This is a genomic window from Bacillus sp. 7_6_55CFAA_CT2 (genome assembly GCF_000238655.1).
GTDB lineage: Bacteria > Bacillota > Bacilli > Bacillales > Bacillaceae_G > Bacillus_A > Bacillus_A cereus.
The window spans coordinates 153,799-169,592 of sequence record NZ_JH414710.1; the positions used below are offsets into that span (position 1 = coordinate 153,799).

Below are 15,794 nucleotides of genomic sequence, written 5' to 3' on the forward strand. Positions count from 1 at the left end.
ATCCAAGCGCCAGAAGGATATACTTTATCCGATAAGGAAATGAAATTTACGATTTCTAATGAAAATTGAATTTGTAAACTTCAAATTACAAATAAAAGATACAGAAAAGGTCCGGAAAACCAGGTGAAGGAACAGAAAACCAGGTGAAGGAACAGAAAAACCAGGTGAAGGAACAGAAAAACCAGGTGAAGGAACAGAAAAACCAGGTGAAGGAACAGAAAAACCAGGTGAAGGAACAGAAAAACCAGGTGAAGGAACAGAAAAACCAGGTGAAGGAACAGAAAAACCAGGTGAAGGAACAGAAAAACCAGGTGAAGGAACAGAAAAACCAGGTGAAGGAACAGAAAAACCAGGTGAAGGAACAGAGAAGCCAGGTGAAGGAACAGAGAAGCCGGGTGAAGGAACAGAAAAACCAGGTGAGGGAGTAGAAAAACCTAATTTACCAGAAAAAGGACAAGGTTCTTCTAATAATCAACAACTTCCAGCTACAGGACACAATACGAATTACGTTCCATTCATCGGTTTTATGCTTCTGTTACTAGGAATACGTTTAAGATTCATGGCTAAAAATAGTTAAAAGATGTATAAAAGGCATCAGAGATTATACAATCTCTGATGCCTTTTAAATTAATACAGATAAATATTTTAAGCTTCAATTACGCTAAGCATTCTGTTTATAAATGCAGCTGCGTGTGCACGTTGTGATGGTCCTTTTGGTACGAATTGATTAAATTCATTACCTTTTACAATTCCATATCCATACACTCTTTGTACTTCTTCTTTAGCGTAAATTAAGTTTTGGTCTACGAATGGTAGTTCAACTTGTTTTGCAAAAATACCAGCGTGTTTTAGAGAACGATCGATCATAATAACAGCTTCTTCGCGTGTAATTGTAGTATTTGGATCAAATGTATTATCACCACGTCCGCGGATTATACCTGCGCTTGCTGCACGATTAATACCGTCTCTTAACGATGGGTGTACTTGTTCTAAGTCTGTGAAATTAGCATTTCCACTTGGTAATTGTAAAGCACGAGTAATTAGTGTAGCAAATTCAGCACGCGTTACAAGACGTTCTGGGAAGTACTTGCCGTTCCCTTCTCCTTGCATAATGCCTCTAGCTGCTAATTGACGAATGTCTTGTTCATACCATCCACCTGTAATGTCATCAGTTATGGGATTTTTTTGATTTTCCTTATAGTATGTTTCAGTTCCTTTTAAGAAAGCATCCCATTGTCCGCGTTGAATCATAAACGCAGGGCAGTTTTTTCCTGACCAAAATTGGTGTTTTTGGACCTTATCTAGAGAAATATTTAAGTCGTTCATTAAATAAGCTGCCAATTTACGGGCATTTTCTACCGCTTTTTCATAGTTTCCATCTTGATTAACGGCAATTTCAATTCCGATAGATTCATAGTTTCCAGTTTTATTTCCAGCATGCCATCCAACTTCATTTACTGGAAGATGTTGATAAATTTCTTTATCATCTACTGTGAAATGCCAAGATGCGGCGCGATCAGCTGTTCCGCGTGCTTGATTATCTAAGAATTTTGCATGATTTAGAGCATTGGCACCCTTCGCTGTATTAGCTGTTTCGTGAATCGTAATATATTTAGGTACCATCGGGTAGCCAGGGCGAATATCGTCATTTCCTTTTGGGACAATCATTTCTTTAAATGTAACGCCATAAATATTGTTTGTTTGTAGAGCTTCTGGCGATCTCAATAAACTATTTTTAGCAGTACGACTGTTTTTTAATAATGAAGCTTTTGTACCTTCAAATGTAGCAGAAGGTGCATAAATCCATTTTGTTGTTTCATTTATTTGGACTTTAAACCAATTTCCAGCTTGTTCAGTAGGAGTTATGACTTGTGGCTGTAGTTTCCCTTCTTCTTTAAATGATTGGAACGGAAGGGCATGTATGGAAGCTTCTTCTTTTACGATTAATTTTTGATTAGATAGTTTATGAATCTCTTGAACTTCTAAGCTATTATCATTGTTATCTATCCATCCAGCGCCAGTTGGCGTCGTTATGTAATAAGCATTTCCTTTTTTCTTTGTCGCCGTTACGACTTGTTCTGTAATCTCGATATTCGATTTGTTTTTTAAATCATTCGCGGTATATAATGAATGTTTTTTTGAAGTGTATAGTAGGAATTGACCAGTAACCTCGATATCTTCTTCATGAGTACTATGCTCATTAACATGCTCTTTAATACTTTTAAAAACTTGATCTTCCGTATATACTTCAGCGGATTTTTCAGCACTCTCTGCAAATGAATAAGTAGGTGCAAGAACAGTTTGTAATGCAAGAGAGAGAGTTAAAACACTATAAAATTTCTTTTTCATATTTTTTTAACACATTAGATTATGGAATCTAGTGTTAACATTCCTCCTTTTTATATTGTATTTTCACTATGTATCGATTTTAGTACTAATAAATTTTAACAAGAGAAAATGATGATGTCTATATACAGGAGCGATATTCATAAAAAGAATTATTTGAAAAAATGTAAGAGAAACAGGTAAAACCTTCTGTATTGACCTGTAAACGCCCTTCAAGTAAACTAAAGAGAGTTTGCAAATGAAAAGGTGATAATGTTGTTAATTTCAATTAAAACGTTACAAGATGATCGTTTTTTACGTCCGCTACAAAATATTGGCGGCTTATTTTTTGAAGATAGTACGATTGGATTTGAACAAGAGGAAGCAAATCTTATCGTTGATATACACATTGAGGATAATGTGAAAGCATCCGCTCAATTAACGGATGTTAGCACAGGAAATGTGTATGAAGAAACATTCTCGAAAGATTTATCTGCTTTCACAGATGAAAAAGAGCGTATGAAGCAAGTGAAACACGTTGTTTCTTATGTATATCTTTCTGTTCTTCAGCAGTTAACTGGTATTGAACAAAGCTGGGGTATTTTAACGGGAGTACGTCCGACGAAACTTCTTCATAAAATGCTTCAAAATGGTATGTCAAAAGAAGAAGCGCATCAAGAGCTTCGTGAAAGTTATTTAATTCATGAAGAGAAAATTGAACTTCTTCAGCGCATTGTTGATTGCCAATTAGCAGTTGTTCCGGATTTATACCGTTTGAAAGAAGAAGTAAGTATTTATATCGGTATTCCGTTCTGCCCAACGAAATGTGCATATTGTACATTCCCGGCTTATGCGATTAATGGACGCCAAGGCTCTGTTGATTCGTTCTTAGGTGGTTTACATTATGAAGTTCGTGAAATTGGTAAGTTTTTAAAAGAAAAAGGTGTAAAAGTTACGACGATTTATTACGGCGGAGGTACACCTACAAGTATTACAGCAGAAGAGATGGATATGCTGTATGAAGAAATGTATGAAGCGTTCCCAGATGTGAAAAATGTGCGTGAAGTAACAGTTGAGGCAGGTCGCCCAGATACAATTACGCCAGCAAAGCTAGAAGTGTTAAATAAATGGAACATTGACCGTATTAGTATTAATCCGCAGTCATACCATCAAGAGACACTAAAAGCAATTGGACGTCATCATACTGTAGAAGAAACAATTGAGAAATACCATTTAGCTCGTGAAATGGGAATGAACAATATTAATATGGACTTAATTATTGGTCTTCCTGGTGAAGGGTTAGATATCTTCAAGCATACGTTAGATGAAACAGAAAAGTTAATGCCAGAATCATTAACAGTTCATACGTTATCATTTAAACGTGCTTCTGAAATGACGCAAAACAAACGTAAATATAAAGTAGCAGGTCGCGAAGAAATTACAGCGATGATGCACGAAGCAGAAGAGTGGACGCAAAAGCATAATTACGTACCATATTACCTATATCGTCAAAAGAATATTTTAGGTAACTTAGAGAACGTTGGTTATGCAATGCCGACGCAAGAAAGTATTTACAACATTGTCATTATGGAAGAAGTACAATCAATTATCGGACTTGGTTGTGGTGCATCAAGTAAATTTGTTCATCCGAAGACGGGAGCAATTACGCACTTCGCAAATCCGAAAGATCCAAAATCATATAACGATGGCTTTGTGAAATATACAGAAGATAAACTGAAAATTTTAGAAGAGCTATTTGCATAAGAAGAAAGAGGTTGTTCCGAGTTGGAACAACCTCTTTTTATCCTGCAGTAACGGGCGGTCCGATTATATCTTGTCAGTTTTTGTCGGTAAGTCGATATATTCGAAAAATCGCTGATATAATTCGAGTTGCGCTGATATATTTCAAGTTACGGTCGATATATCTGGAAAATCGCCGATATAATTTCATTTACCGTTTAGCGGTACCGTATGTAAAACTATGTCGATAATAATCAGAAAAATTAGTCAAATCATTAAAGGACAATGTCTACTTATGGACGAAATGATAGATTTATGAAAGAGAAAAGGGGGAAATTGTTGGCATGTACATGACGATAGGGAGAATTTTTGATTTATCAGTTGGTAAGTATCCGAATAAAGAGGCGTTAGTGGAACCTGAAAAGAATATTCGCTGGACGTATAAACAGTGGGATGAACAAATAAATAAAACAGCGCACGCTCTATTAGAAGACGGAGTAAGAAAGGGAGATACGGTATCTGTTTACTTATATAATTGCCGTGAATTTGTAAACGTTTACTTAGCCTGTGCGAAAATCGGAGCGATCTTTAACCCGATTAATTTCCGCTTAAAGGCGAAAGAAGTATCTTATATTCTTCAGGACGCATCCTCGAAAGTCGTTGTCTTTGAAAAAGCAGTTGAGTCAACTGTTGCTATAATTGAAAGAGATTTTCCAAATACATCTTTTTGGTCTATAGAAAACGATAAACCTTCCTATGCAAGCTCCTACCATGAAAAAGTGAATGCAGCATCTTCTGAGAAAGTAAATATCGAAATTGATGAAATGGATTATTGTTCAATGCTTTATACGAGCGGTACGACAGGTCATCCGAAAGGCGTATTACATCGTCATCGCGAAATGACTGAGCATAGTATGATTTGTACGTATTTCCTTAAATATAATAGAGATAGTGTAGGGCTTGTTGTGGCGCCTTTATATCACTGTGGTGAATTAAACGCTGGAATCATACCACGCATTCAAGTTGGCGGAAAGAATGTTATTTTGCATCATTTTGATACAGAAACAGTATTACATACGATTCAAGAAGAAAAGATTACGACGTTCTTTGCAGCGCCGACAATGTGGAATATGTTGTTGCAAAAAGATTTAGCTCAGTATGATTTAACTTCGATGAAGATTGGTATATACGGCGGAGCAGCAATGGCACCGGCGTTAGTAAAAGAATGTAAAGAACGTCTTTATATTGATCTTGTTCAAATATACGGAATGACAGAAATGGGGCCAGTTGTTGCGTTTCTCGTAGAGGAGGATCAAATTACGAAAGCTGGTTCAGCAGGCACGCCATGCTTTAGCCATGAAGTTCGTATTGTGAAACCGAACGAGGATGCACCGGCAGAACCAGAGGATGTATTACCTCCTTATGAAGTGGGAGAAATTATTTTGCGCGGCCCAACTATGATGGCTGGCTATCATAATCGTGAAGAAGCGAATAAAAAATCGATGTATAAAGGATGGTATCATTCGGGTGATCTAGGCTATTTTGATAAAGACGGTTATTTATTCGTTGCTGATCGCGTTGATGATATGGTAATTAGCGGTGGCGTAAATATTTATCCTCGTGAAATTGAAGATTTCCTTCATAGTCATCCTGGTATATTAGATGTGGCGGTACTTGGTGAGCCAGACGAATTATGGGGAGAGCGTGTTGTGGCAGTTATTGTGAAGAAAGATGAAACAATAACAGAAGCTGATTTAGAAACGTATTGCAAAGAAAGTGATGAACTAGCAGATTATAAACGTCCGCGTCATTATTTATTTGTAGATGAACTTCCGCGTAATGCGAGCGGGAAGTTGCAGAAATTTGTGCTGAGGGAGTCGTTGAAAGGTGCGAAAAAATAAAAAATGAAGGATGCCCCATATCTATGGGGTATCCTTCATTTTTCTATATTAAACAGAAGAAACAATATCTTTGTTAATTCTCATTTCTTCTTGGTGAAGGTTAATTAGCGCATTTGAAATAAGGTGGAAAAACAAAGTGGATGTAATACAAAAAGAAAAGGCACCCTAAGGTGCCTCTCTTCGACTTGAACCATTTCATTTCATACGAATCTATCCGTATTACCATTACCCCTTTGTTATGAGTGTAAACACATACTATAAAGCAGAATCGTCTATATACACTAGATTGTTAGTTCACAAAAGACAAGAGATTTGAGATCAATATTGAAGTGACGCCACATCCCCTATAATAATTGATATGTTACGCCTTTTAAAAGAATCTGCTTTATAGAACGTGCCCACAAGTTATATTTTACTACATGTAATATTCATTTAGTGTATTTTTTGGTGAATATGTATAATTACATAAACTGTATGAAAAAAAGAGAGTATACTCTGATATTGTGTGATAAAGATAAAGCCCGCCTACGGAATAGGGGGCTTTTCTTACTTTTTATAAATATTTATTCCAATTATATTATCAGATGAGTCTAAACGAATATAAACGTCATCTGATAAAAGGTGTGCATTATATATTCTTTGTTTATATGTTGATATCTCGAAGCGTTTTCCATTTAATTCACATTCTAGAATAATCATATCGCCATGTTCTTTCCAATTTATTAATTTAGCAGTTGTATTCATATAAACCTCCTCTGAATCATTTTATGAAAATTAGTAGAGATAGTGTGAGAAAGGAGTTTATATAACAAAAAAAGACACCTTAAGTGTCTTCTTTGATTACTATAAAAGTCGTTGAATGAAATAGGTTTCTATTTTTATTTGCGTGAAAAGCCTTCTTCATCAAGGTATTCCGCAGCTTCTGGATAAGAGTTGAATGTACCGTCTAAGTTTACACCAGCGTACACGTTCCACATGTCATCCTCTGAAATAAGAGTAAGAATATGACCATCTTCGTTCTGCCATTCTTCTTCTTTCGCAGGTTCTACAGGTGCTACTACCTCTTCTTGTGATAGAAGGTCAATTGATTTCTCAATTACTGAACGTAACTCCTCTGCTGAAAACTCACGGATGTTAACCATACCTTTATCATCTGTTTTATAACCTTTAATACCGCTTGCATATACAAATCCATTTCCATTTGGGTGTAAATGAAATACAACGTTCTTTTTATCTAAACGACTTTCTTCAAAGTGGAAGTTTACACGTTTTAATGATACGTTCTTTCTTTCTAGTTCTGGGAAAGATTCAATAATCGATAATTTTTCTTCAAAAGTTAGCATAGTGCCTCCAAGTATATAGTAAAAGATTTAATTTGTTCATTATAGCATAGTTGCAATTGTTTCCAAAGATAAGGGGAAAACTTTTCGTTGAATACGTTTACGTCACGAGAATGTAAAAAGTGAGCTAACGAATGTATCTTTTTAGGTGTACAATGGAACATGGACTTTATACAAAGGTGGTTTTTTTATGTTTCAAAAAATAGCAAAGGAATGTTTAGCAGGATTTACTGTTGCGATTGTTGCGTTACCACTTGCGATTGCGTTTGGTATTGCTGCGACAGGAACGTCTGAGGGAGCGCTTGTTGGATTGTATGGTGCGATTTTTGCAGGTTTATTCGCAGCGTTATTTGGCGGGACACCTGGGCAAGTAACAGGGCCAACTGGACCGATTACCGTTATTGCAACAGGAGTTATTGCGACGCACGGGTTAGAGGCAAGTTTTATTGCCTTTATGATGGCAGGATTATTTCAAATTTTATTCGGTGTATGTAAGCTCGGTTCTTACGTTCGATATATTCCGTATCCTGTCGTTTCAGGATTTATGAATGGTATTGCATTAATCATTATTTTAGGCGAAATAAAACACGTACAAAATAGTTTTCTACTTGTTGTGTTAACGATTATTGTAATGATTGTTTCTGGTAAATGGATTAAGGCGATTCCGTCTAGTTTAGTAGCACTAGTCGGTGTGACAGCTTTGCTTCCTTTATTTTCTTCTCTACTCGAAGGACTTACAGTAAAGTTACCGATTATCGGAAATCTTTCACTAAATAAAGTAATTGAAAAGATTGGAACTATTCCAGAAGCGATACCTACGCTTCATATTCCATCTTTAAGTGGAACAGGAATAGCAGCACTTATTTTACCAGCGCTTAGTATTGCTTTGTTAGGGTCGATTGACTCGTTGTTAACATCGGTCGTAATGGATAATGTGACAGGTACACGTCATAAAAGTAATAAAGAGCTCGTTGGACAAGGTATCGGTAATATGATGAGCGGATTGTTTGGCGGATTAGCAGGTGCAGGTGCGACTGTAAGGTCTATCGTGAATATAAGAAGTGGCGGTAAAACGGCACTTTCGGCATGTATGCATAGTGTTATCTTATTTATTTTTATTATGGGTCTTGGTTCGGTCGTACAATATATTCCACTTGCTGTATTATCAGGTATTTTAATTTTAACTGGTATTGGAATGTTCGATTGGGGAAGCATGAAAAAGATGCATGTCGCTCCTAAAGGTGATGTCGTTGTTATGCTCGTAACGATGATTGTAACGGTGAAGTTCGATTTAATGATTGCTGTTGCCTTCGGTATTATTCTTTCGTTCATCATATATATGGTGAAATGTAAAGAACGTAAAACTTCTATCGTAAAAGAAAAAGAAGAAACGTACACAATTCAAGGGCCGCTCTCTTTCCTATCAGTAGATCGTATTTTCTCTACTTTACAAGATGTGAAGTCACCGGTTGTTTTACGTATGAAAGATGTGCGTTATATGGATGTATCAGGAGCTATGGCATTATTAAATTTTGTTGAGCAATCAAATAAAGTAGGAGCAAGTGTAAAGCTTGAGCAAGTACATCCGAGTATTGAAAAAACAATCGCAGTAATGGCAAGCGATGAACAGAAAGAGCAATTGAAAATCTTAAGTGTTTAGATAGTAATTAGAATATCTCACAATTTTACATAAATTATAATGTAGAGTTGTGGGATGTTTTTATAATGTTTTTAGTAATATGTATCGCAGTGACAGAGAGGAAGGGCTCTTTTGGCGTAACAGAAACGCTTATAGTGTGTACATATATAATGGAAGGAATTAGAAAAATATTGTGAAGAGACAGGCTTAAATGGGTTCGCTTTTCTAGTTTGAAAAAAAAACCAAGTATTCAACCTATAATAAATTTGTTATGATAACCAATGGGATAAAATGAATCCCTATCGCTTAAAACAATATGTTTGAGAGTATATGTATAAAAGAAAAGAGAAAAAATATGAATAAAACATTTGTAAAAGGAGCAGCAATTTTAACCATTACAACTTTTTTGTCAAAATTGCTTGGTAGTTTTTTTCAAATTCCATTACAAAATATTGCAGGAGATGAAGTGCTCGGTATTTTTCGCCTTGTTTTTCCTGTATATATGATTGCTCTTACATTATCAGTAGCCGGAGTTCCACTTGCAATTTCGAAACTAATTGCAGAGTTGAACGAAAAAAATAAGCAAAAGGAAATTGCGAAATTATTTAAATCAGCGTCAATTATTGGGATAGCATTTGGCATTTTCGGCTGTTTAGTCATTGTATTATTTTCTATTGAAATTGCGAATATGCTCGGTGGACAAGAAACTAGAATGCCGTTGCTTATTACTTCATTAGCATTACTCATTGCGCCATACATGGCGGTGTATAGAGGGTATTTTCAAGGTTTCGGTGATATGAAACCAACAGGGGTATCACAGGTCATTGAGCAATTTGTACGTGTGTTTTTTATGTTAATAATTGCTTACATACTAGTATCATGGGATAAGAGTAATACTGTTATTACTAGTGGTGCGATGGTTGGCTCTTTTCTTGGAGTTATTAGTTCGCTTATATATTTGCGTATAAAATATAATAGAAGTCCATACTACAATAAAAGCAATTCCTATTCGCTCCGAGATTTAAGAGAAAACGGCAAAAAGATATTGCGGGTATCGATCCCAATCGCTATCGGAGCTTTATCAATGCCACTTTTAAATTTAGTAGACTCGCTTACAATACCGCATGTATTACAAGGATCATCAACAGAAATTCAAGAACAATTTGGAATATACAGTCGCGGTTTTGCATTCACGCAAATAATTGTTATTTTTGCAAGTGCAATTGTATTTCCGTTAATACCACTCTTAACTTCCGCATTGGCCAAAAGAGATATAAATTTGGCGAAAATAACAATTCAAAATACAAATCGACTAGCGCATGTTTTGACAGCGCCGTTAACAATATGGTTGATGGCATTAACAGTACCGTTAAATGTCGGATTGTTCACAGATGTAAAAGGCAGTAGTATGTTAACAGTTATGATTGGCAGTTCGTATTTTACTGCGGTTATGGTATTATCAATAGGTGTTTTACAGGGCATTAACCGTTCTGCACAAGCTGCATGGATTGTTATTGGTGCGAGTTGTGTGAAAGTCGTGTTAAACATGATGTTCGTGCAGAAGTTTGGCATAGATGGAGCAGCGTATAGTACACTAATTACTTACGTATTGATTTGTATTGTAAATCATTTGTATATTCGAAGCTATATTGCCTATTCTATTCATTTAAAAAGCTTTTTCGGTGTGTTAGCAATAGCATGTATTTTGGGACTAGGATTGTATGAATTATGTAATGTGATAGATGGTACAACTTCAAGAATTATGACGTTATTATTCAGTGGTATAGCATTAAGTATTACAACCATTTTGTATGGTGTATGTGCTTTGAAATTAAAATGGATATCAATAAACAAAATACCATTTTTGAAAAGATAAATATAGAAATTTAATTTTTTATTATAATTCATATGAACTGATAAAGAGGAAACTATGTAGGGTATCAAGTGTTTAGGTAAGGAATGGGTACCAGTTTATGTTAGATGAAATAAACGGTTACCTAGTTTTGGAGGAGATTTAGGGTGCGTTTAGTCTTATCAGGATATTATGGTTTTTATAATGTTGGAGACGAGGCGATTCTACAATCAATTATTGAATCGTTAAGTAAAGAGAACCCGGATATAGAACTAGTAGTACTATCAAATGATTCTAAATATACAAAGGAAATGTATGGTGTAGAATCGGTAGATCGCTGGGATATAAAAGCTGTTTATGATGCGATAAAAAACAGTGATGGAGTTATTAGCGGTGGCGGGAGCCTTCTTCAAGATCAGACAAGTACGAAGAGTATTCTATATTATACGGGTATTATGGGACTCGCTCGATTATTAAAAAAGCCGTATTATATTTATTCACAAGGAATAGGTCCAATTACAAAAGGGTATAATCGTCTATTAGTAAAATGGAACTTGTCAAAAGCTTCCTATGTATCAGTTCGAGATGAGGATTCGTTTTTATATTTAAAAGAACTTGGCATAAAAAACGATATTGAAATTGTTCCAGACCCTGTTTTAACATGGAAACGGACAAAACAATCGGATTGGTTGCAAAAGCATTCGATACATGGAAAAGTAATCGCGGTTAGTGTGCGTTATTGGAATGCAAAAGAAGATTATATAAAAAAATTAGCTGCGGCATTAAAAAAATTAAAGCAAGAAGGATACCAAATTCTATTTGTTCCAATGCATGAGCCATTTGATCAAAAAGCTTCGCGTGAAGTAGTAGACTTAATGGGAGAAGAGACGTATATGCTTCCATATAAAATGGATATCGACGAGAAAATATTCATTTTATCACAATGTTCATTACTAATTGGTATGCGTCTTCATGCACTTGTTTTTTCTGCCGTAGCCAAAACTCCAATGGTCGGGATTTCATACGATCCGAAAATTGATTCGTTTTTAAGTCAAGTGAATCAGCCAGTTATAGGAAGTGTGGATGGCGAATGGAGTGCTGAGTATTTATATGAAATTGCGAAAAAGCAATTAATGCAACAAGGAACTGTGCAGCAAGAGTTACAATTGACAATAGATGAGCTTCGGTTGCAAGGCAAACAGGCAACAAAGAAACTCATTGATCATATGGAAAAAGGCACTTTATTAAAAAAGTAAAGTGTCTTTTATTTTTGTTTTGAATTTAATGAAAATTCTAATTAAAAAACGTTTTATTTTAATTCCTATTTATTATGCTAAAATGATTGTGATTATTATATAATCAAATTTGTGATAATAAATTCGTAGATTACGAGGAGGATAACCTTGAAGACTTTTTCAAAAGGTATAACAGCAGTGGCATTAACGGGATCATTACTTTTAACTCCTATTTCAAGTTATGCGGCAAATGATGATATTACAGGACATATGTTTGAGACGAATATGCGCTCACTTATTACTAAAGGAGTTTTAATGGGGTATGGAGACAATGTATATGCGCCTGATAAATTAGTAACAAGAGCAGAGTTTGCTACATTCATAGCAAGGGCTTTAAATTTACCGAAAGCTGATTCGAATTTCGAGGATGTGCCGAAGACTTACGGTTTATATGATGGTGTAAGTAGAGCATATGGAGCAAAAATTATTAATGGTCGTACGAACGAGACATTCTCACCAAATGATGTGATTACACGTGAAGAAATGTCGATAATGGTAAAGCGAGCGTTAGACTATAAAAATATTAAAGTAGCTGTAAGTCCGCTTACCTTTACTGATAAAGATAGTATTAACTATAAAGAGCATGTACAAGTTATGGTGGCTACTCAAATTATTAAAGGGTATCCAGAAGATAATACATTTAGACCACATTTATCAGCTACAAGAGGGATGGCTTCAGCTATGTTGGATCGCATGCTTCAGACGATTGAAAAAAACGGAAATAGCAATCCTGTAGAAACTAAGAAATATGTTGTGACAAATGTAAGAGAAAACGGAACAGAGCAAGAAGTAGAGCGCTATAATACGTATAAAGAAGCGGTTACGGCTGCTCAAAATAAAGGTATGAATGCGGTAAAATACGAGAACGAATTTTTATGGATTAAAGATGGTTTTGCAAGTGCGAAAAGAATAACTGGGCAAAACATCATTAATATTTATGATGAGAATTTGTCAACAGTATATACGTATATTCAGTATGGAACAGAATTGAAAGTGTTAGAAGTTGGCGAAGATCGTGTGAAAGTTCAACTTTCTGGTTTAACAGGTTATGTGAAGAAGAATGAAATCACTTTAATTCCTACAAATGAAATGAAACAGTCGTCTTATTATGTGAAATCAGATGGATATTTATACCATAAATATTATACATATAATACAAGTTCACCTGGATATACAGAATTTAGATATGGTGTGGCACCTTCTTTCATGAAGCAAGGACAGCAAATGTATAGTGTAGATGGAAAGACATTTGGAGACGAAACTTTCTATCAATATTTCAATTATTTATCATTACGTTCGAAAACAGATTATACAGCTGAACAACTAGATAGTTATGTGAAATCGATTAAACCAGACTCTCCATTAATTGGTTTAGGAAAGAAATTTAAAGAAGTAGAAAGCAAGTATAATGTAAATGCATTATTCTTATATTCATTAGCAATTCATGAAAGTTATTATGGAACAAGCGCTCTTGCAAAAGACAAAAATAATTTATTTGGTTTAAAAGCAACAGACGATAGTCCGTATGGTAACGGAGAAGCATTCAATTCAAAAGAAGATTGTATTGAACATGCAGCAAAATTATACATGAATGAAGGATATTTAAATCCAGGACATTGGCGTTATACAGCAACATATACAGGTGATAAAGCTGCTGGTTTAAATGCGAAATATGCATCTGATGCGAACTGGGGTAAAAAAGTAGCGGGGCATATGAACCGTTTTGATTCTTATTTAGGTAAAAAAGAATACAACAAGTACAAACTTGCACGTGTGATGAATAACGTGGAAGTGAAAAAGAATCCTAGTATATCAAATGAGCGACTGTATCGTTTAAATACAAATGTAGTTGTCACAGTTACTGGTGAAGAGATAATAAATGGAAAAGCGTGGGTTAAAGTTATTTCAGATAATCCTACTGTAACAGAAGCGTATATTGCAAAAGAAAGTTTAGAATACGTAAAACATTAATTAAATAAAAAAGAAGGTGCTACTAATATTTCGTAGCACCTTCTTTTTATTCAATTTCAAAATCAACAATGATATAAGCGAGTATAACAACGAAGAAAATACTAACGGCTGGCGCTGTTAATACGTGGCCAGACATAAAGCCAATGCCAAGTGATAGAATGAGTGTGCTCGCTAATAGCATATACTTTACTTTCATGATTTTCTTAAAGTTTGTGATCATGCGGATAAATAATTTAATACCAAAGTATAGAAGAGGTATTAAGTAAATAAGGAAACCGACAATTCCAAATGCGAAAAATAGGTCATGGAAGTCCATTTCAATTAATTTAATTTTATCTGTGTAGTTACCAGCGTAACCCATTCCGAATAGTTTTTGTGAAAGCGGTGCGTCTTTATAGTATTGTTTGTATGTTTTTAAAAATTTGTCGCGATCACTGTAAATTAAACTTTTTACTTCAGAATCTGTAAGTTCACCTTTTGCATGTTTTTTTGCATCTTCTGGATCTGCTTTAATTACTTTTCCTTCTTTTCGATCTTTCTCTTCTTGCACTGATTTTTTGTATTCGTATATTTGCATGTGAATGCCCATATTTTTTGCGATAGGAGTATGCGGTGTAAGAGCAATTAAACCTCCTAGTATAATTGCGACAACAACGGTATTTACAATATGTGTGAATCCTTTTCCTTCTTTTTTACGATTTATCATATATTCAATGAATGAGAAGAAAAGTGCTACGCCTAATGTAATAACAATTGCGCCATATCCGACTTTCGTTCCGACCATAATACTTGCATACATCGCAAGTATTGTTGGAATCCAGTAATATATTTTCGAGAAAGAAGTTGTTTTATGAATCGAATATAAGACAATGATTGGGAACATAATGGCGAAAAGAGAACTTAAATCATTTCCAGCGAAGAACCAACCTCTTGAACCGATTTTTGAGTGAGGATAGCTTGGGAAATCCGTTCCAGTTTGCATTGCAACGATCATTGTAATGCTTAAAATTAAAGTTGCATATAAGAAATATGTAATGATTTTATGGAATACATACTCTTTATTTTTTAGCTCTTTAAAGGCGATAATATATCCAAACAGTAGCACAATTGGATATACGCTCTTTAAAATGAATTTAACTTCTTCTCCAAATGAAACTGGAGATTTAACCATCATATTATTTACAAGACCGATTGCGAGTGCGATCCCGAGTAAGCATAAATAGAGGATGTACTTTTTCGCATCTTGTTGTTTGTGATGAAGAAGTAGGTACCCTAATGCAAGAAGCATAAAGGCGAAACGGACTACAACTCCAACTGTTGCGCTCATGTGTAGTATATAGATTGAAAAAGATGTTAATAAATCTAAAATTGGTTGAAACACAATGAATAGCAATAGGAAATGTGGGAAGTAGTTATCCGTTTGTTTCAACTTATTAACCATATGTTCCTCCAGTTCTTCATTCCTTTATTACAACACCCAAAAGATGGGTATAAAGCCTTTTTTACATAGTAAGGCGAATGAATTTCAATATTTGTTTTTTATCAAACTTAAGAATACACCATTTCATTGTAATGGTAAATAGATGAAAAGCATGGATAAACCGACTTTAATTTCTATATTTTTCAACGGAATTGTATGTTTTATACGGTAAATGTACAAATTGCGAGATTATTAGACAGAAAATTGAGAAAAAAGAAGGATTTTTCAGTGGTTTTCTATAATTATATAAG

General features: G+C 34.9%; 10 protein-coding genes and 1 pseudogene. 7 read left to right on the top strand and 4 right to left on the bottom strand.

Annotated elements, in window-relative coordinates; all coding sequences use genetic code 11:
* A pseudogene (locus HMPREF1014_RS32185) lies at window positions 1–577 on the top strand (LPXTG cell wall anchor domain-containing protein); the annotation flags it as partial.
* A gap of 68 nt (window positions 578–645) precedes the next feature.
* Here the strand turns inward: HMPREF1014_RS32185 and HMPREF1014_RS31335 are convergent.
* The gene (locus tag HMPREF1014_RS31335) at window positions 646–2,349 is read right to left on the bottom strand and encodes an S-layer homology domain-containing protein (RefSeq protein ID WP_000726529.1); all 1,704 of its coding nucleotides are present in this window, start codon (window positions 2,347–2,349) and stop codon (window positions 646–648) included.
* 249 nt (window positions 2,350–2,598) lie between these two features.
* On the opposite strand from HMPREF1014_RS31335, the gene HMPREF1014_RS16405 reads away from it, so the two are divergent.
* Complete coding sequence (locus tag HMPREF1014_RS16405) at window positions 2,599–4,089, top strand: coproporphyrinogen III oxidase (RefSeq protein WP_002164625.1); 1,491 nt, start codon at window positions 2,599–2,601, stop codon at window positions 4,087–4,089.
* A 320-nt stretch (window positions 4,090–4,409) separates the two neighbouring features.
* A complete protein-coding gene (locus tag HMPREF1014_RS16410; protein ID WP_000281980.1) occupies window positions 4,410–5,966 on the top strand; it encodes a fatty acid--CoA ligase in 1,557 nt (518 codons plus the stop codon).
* A 546-nt stretch (window positions 5,967–6,512) separates the two neighbouring features.
* Here HMPREF1014_RS16410 and HMPREF1014_RS16415 read toward each other — a convergent pair.
* Window positions 6,513–6,710 (bottom strand): hypothetical protein, encoded by a 198-nt coding sequence (locus tag HMPREF1014_RS16415; protein WP_001098260.1) that lies wholly within the window; start codon window positions 6,708–6,710, stop codon window positions 6,513–6,515.
* Window positions 6,711–6,844: 134 nt separating this feature from the next.
* The gene (locus HMPREF1014_RS16420) at window positions 6,845–7,309 is read right to left on the bottom strand and encodes a hypothetical protein (RefSeq protein ID WP_000954998.1); all 465 of its coding nucleotides are present in this window, start codon (window positions 7,307–7,309) and stop codon (window positions 6,845–6,847) included.
* 187 nt (window positions 7,310–7,496) lie between these two features.
* Between HMPREF1014_RS16420 and HMPREF1014_RS16425 the strand changes: the two genes are divergently transcribed.
* The 4 genes from HMPREF1014_RS16425 (at window position 7,497) to HMPREF1014_RS16440 (ending at window position 14,063) form a co-directional block, all read left to right on the top strand.
* Window positions 7,497–8,966, top strand: a complete 1,470-nt coding sequence (locus HMPREF1014_RS16425; protein WP_000486650.1) for a SulP family inorganic anion transporter — start codon at window positions 7,497–7,499, stop codon at window positions 8,964–8,966.
* Between the two features lie 334 nt (window positions 8,967–9,300).
* A complete protein-coding gene (locus tag HMPREF1014_RS16430; RefSeq protein WP_001043992.1) occupies window positions 9,301–10,821 on the top strand; it encodes a putative polysaccharide biosynthesis protein in 1,521 nt (506 codons plus the stop codon).
* A gap of 143 nt (window positions 10,822–10,964) precedes the next feature.
* Complete coding sequence (gene csaB, locus HMPREF1014_RS16435) at window positions 10,965–12,053, top strand: polysaccharide pyruvyl transferase CsaB (protein ID WP_001241590.1); 1,089 nt, start codon at window positions 10,965–10,967, stop codon at window positions 12,051–12,053.
* A 147-nt stretch (window positions 12,054–12,200) separates the two neighbouring features.
* Window positions 12,201–14,063 (top strand): S-layer homology domain-containing protein, encoded by a 1,863-nt coding sequence (locus HMPREF1014_RS16440; protein ID WP_000847506.1) that lies wholly within the window; start codon window positions 12,201–12,203, stop codon window positions 14,061–14,063.
* Between the two features lie 46 nt (window positions 14,064–14,109).
* Here the strand turns inward: HMPREF1014_RS16440 and HMPREF1014_RS16445 are convergent, their stop codons facing one another.
* Entirely contained in the window at window positions 14,110–15,504 is a 1,395-nt protein-coding gene (locus HMPREF1014_RS16445; protein ID WP_000247530.1) for an O-antigen ligase family protein, read from the bottom strand.
* Window positions 15,505–15,794: the final 290 nt, after the last annotated feature.

Bases quoted from the DNA above. Each gene is read 5' to 3' on its own strand.
- HMPREF1014_RS16430 (WP_001043992.1), top strand. From the start codon at position 9,301: ATGAATAAAACATTTGTAAAAGGAGCAGCAATTTTAACCATTACAACT.
- HMPREF1014_RS16405 (WP_002164625.1), top strand. From the start codon at position 2,599: ATGTTGTTAATTTCAATTAAAACGTTACAAGATGATCGTTTTTTACGT.
- HMPREF1014_RS16445 (WP_000247530.1), bottom strand. From the start codon at position 15,504: ATGGTTAATAAGTTGAAACAAACGGATAACTACTTCCCACATTTCCTA.
- HMPREF1014_RS31335 (WP_000726529.1), bottom strand. From the start codon at position 2,349: ATGAAAAAGAAATTTTATAGTGTTTTAACTCTCTCTCTTGCATTACAA.
- HMPREF1014_RS16415 (WP_001098260.1), bottom strand. From the start codon at position 6,710: ATGAATACAACTGCTAAATTAATAAATTGGAAAGAACATGGCGATATG.
- HMPREF1014_RS16420 (WP_000954998.1), bottom strand. From the start codon at position 7,309: ATGCTAACTTTTGAAGAAAAATTATCGATTATTGAATCTTTCCCAGAA.
- HMPREF1014_RS16410 (WP_000281980.1), top strand. From the start codon at position 4,410: ATGTACATGACGATAGGGAGAATTTTTGATTTATCAGTTGGTAAGTAT.
- HMPREF1014_RS16425 (WP_000486650.1), top strand. From the start codon at position 7,497: ATGTTTCAAAAAATAGCAAAGGAATGTTTAGCAGGATTTACTGTTGCG.